Source organism: Terrisporobacter othiniensis (assembly GCF_000808015.1).
GTDB lineage: Bacteria > Bacillota > Clostridia > Peptostreptococcales > Peptostreptococcaceae > Terrisporobacter > Terrisporobacter muris.
Genome location: NZ_JWHR01000136.1, coordinates 1 through 3,064, shown reverse-complemented (window position 1 = coordinate 3,064; position 3,064 = coordinate 1). Strand labels below are relative to the sequence as shown.

The 3,064-nt window shown below is 48.5% G+C and carries 1 rRNA gene; it reads left to right on the top strand.

What is annotated here, in order from left to right:
* Window positions 1–140: 140 nt before the first annotated feature.
* A 23S ribosomal RNA gene (locus tag QX51_RS16985) occupies window positions 141–3,040 on the top strand.
* Window positions 3,041–3,064 lie beyond the last annotated feature (24 nt).

Here is a 3,064-nt window from a genome sequence, read left to right as displayed (position 1 = left end):
TTAGTACTTTGAAAACTGCATAACATTTAGTGATATGACATTATATAAAGAAGATAACTTTTAAAAATATCAACTTTAAGTAAAGGGATTTGTCTGAATGTATATGAAGACAAAGACTTTGACGCTAATTTTTAATAACTGGTCAAGTTATTAAGGGTGTAGGGCGAATGCCTTGGCACTAGGAGCCGATGAAGGACGTGATAAGCTGCGATAAGCTTGGGGGAGTTGCACGTAAACTGTGATCCCAAGATTTCCGAATGAGGAAACTCACTTAGAGTAATGTCTAAGTATCGTATAGTGAATACATAGCTATGCGAGGGGAACCCGGGGAACTGAAACATCTAAGTACCCGGAGGAAGAGAAAGAAATTCGATTCCGTAAGTAGCGGCGAGCGAACGCGGAACAGGCCAAACCAGTAAAGTTTTCTTTACTGGGGTTGCGGACATATCATAACGAAGAGGCTATTGTAGATGAAGAGAGTTGGAAAGCTCCGCTATAAAGTGTAAAAGCCACGTAATCAAAACAAGAAGACTTCAGATATGATCCAGAGTACCACGGGACACGTGAAACCCTGTGGGAAGCAGGAGGGACCATCCTCCAAGCCTAAATACTACCTAGTGACCGATAGCGTATAGTACCGTGAGGGAAAGGTGAAAAGAACCCCGGGAGGGGAGTGAAATAGAACCTGAAACCCTACACTTACAAGCTGTAGGAGCACATTACTTGTGTGACTGCGTACTTTTTGTAGAACGGGCCAACGAGTTACGTTACCTAGCAAGGTTAAGCACTTAAGGTGTGGAGCCGCAGCGAAAGCGAGTCTTAACTGGGCGCATAGTTAGTTGACGTAGACCCGAAACCGGGCGACCTATCCATGGGCAGGTTGAAGCGAAAGTAAAATTTCGTGGAGGACCGAACCCACGAGCGTTGAAAAGCTCGGGGATGACCTGTGGATAGCGGTGAAATTCCAATCGAGCCCGGAGATAGCTGGTTCTCTCCGAAATAGCTTTAGGGCTAGCCTCAAGATTTAGAGAAACGGGGGTAGAGCACTGAATGTCCTAGGGGGTATTGCACTTACCGAAGACTATCAAACTCCGAATACCGTATTCTTATGCTTGGGAGTCAGACTATGGGTGATAAGATTCATAGTCAAAAGGGCAACAGCCCAGATCGTCAGCTAAGGTCCCTAAATGTACGTTAAGTGGTAAAGGATGTGGGATTGCACAGACAACCAGGATGTTGGCTTAGAAGCAGCCACTCATTTAAAGAGTGCGTAATAGCTCACTGGTCGAGTGATCCTGCGCCGAAAATTTCCGGGGCTAAAACGTACTACCGAAGCTACGGCATCATTTATGATGGGTAGGAGAGCTTTCTATACGGATTGAAGCATTACCGTAAGGAGATGTGGACTGTATAGAAGTGAGAATGTTGGCATGAGTAGCGAGATGTGGGTGAGAATCCCACAGGCCGTAAACCCAAGGTTTCCAGGGGAAGGTTCGTCCGCCCTGGGTTAGTCAGGACCTAAGCCGAGGCCGAAAGGCGTAGGTGATGGACAACAGGTTGATATTCCTGTACCACCAATAACCGTTTGAGAAATGGGATGACACAGTAGGATAAGCTAACCGCACTGTTGGTTATGTGCGGGCAAGTATTGAGGCAGTTTAGGTAGGCAAATCCGCCTGAATAATGCTGGGGTACGATGCGGAGCGAAATTTAGTAGCGAAGTAGCTGATTTCACACTGTCGAGAAAAGTCTCTATCGAGGTTAAAGGTGCCTGTACCGCAAACCGACACAGGTGGGTGAGGAGAGTATCCTAAGGCCAGCCAGAGAACTGTTGTTAAGGAACTCGGCAAAATGACCCCGTAACTTAGGGAGAAGGGGTGCCTTCGAAAGAAGGCCGCAGAGAATAGGCCCAAGCGACTGTTTACCAAAAACATAGGTTTCTGCTAAGTCGCAAGACGATGTATAGGAGCTGACGCCTGCCCGGTGCTGGAAGGTTAAGGGGATCTGTTAGGGCAACCGAAGCAGTGAACTTAAGCCCCAGTAAACGGCGGCCGTAACTATAACGGTCCTAAGGTAGCGAAATTCCTTGTCGGGTAAGTTCCGACCCGCACGAAAGGCGTAACGATTTGGGCACTGTCTCAACAACAGACTGGGTGAAATTGTAATACCGGTGAAGATGCCGGTTACCTGCGACAGGACGGAAAGACCCCATGGAGCTTTACTGTAGCTTGACATTGAGTCTCGGTGCTACATGTACAGGATAGGTGGGAGGCTATGAAGCATGGACGTCAGTCTGTGTGGAGCCATCCTTGGGATACCACCCTTGTAGTACTGGGATTCTAACCAGCTGCCTTGAATCAGGTAGTGGGACACTGTCAGGTGGACAGTTTGACTGGGGCGGTCGCCTCCTAAAAAGTAACGGAGGCGCTCAAAGGTTCTCTCAGTACGGTCGGAAATCGTACGTAGAGTGTAAAGGCAGAAGAGAGCTTGATTGCAAGACATACAGGTCGAGCAAGGACGAAAGTCGGACTTAGTGATCCGGTGGTACCGCATGGAAGGGCCATCGCTCAACGGATAAAAGCTACCCTGGGGATAACAGGCTGATCTCCCCCAAGAGTCCACATCGACGGGGAGGTTTGGCACCTCGATGTCGGCTCATCACATCCTGGGGCTGTAGTAGGTCCCAAGGGTTGGGCTGTTCGCCCATTAAAGTGGTACGCGAGCTGGGTTCAGAACGTCGTGAGACAGTTCGGTCCCTATCCGTCGCAGGCGTAGGAAATTTGAGGAGACCTGTCCTTAGTACGAGAGGACCGGGATGGACGTACCGCTGGTGTACCAGTTGTTCTGCCAAGGGCATAGCTGGGTAGCTAAGTACGGAAAGGATAAGCGCTGAAAGCATCTAAGCGCGAAGCCTACTTCAAGATAAGATTTCCCACCGCAAGGTTAAGACCCCATGAAGACTACATGGTTGATAGGTCAGAGGTGGAAGTGTGGTAACATATGTAGCTTACTGATACTAATAGGTCGAGGACTTGACCAAAATAAACCTAAAGGTTTATATCGC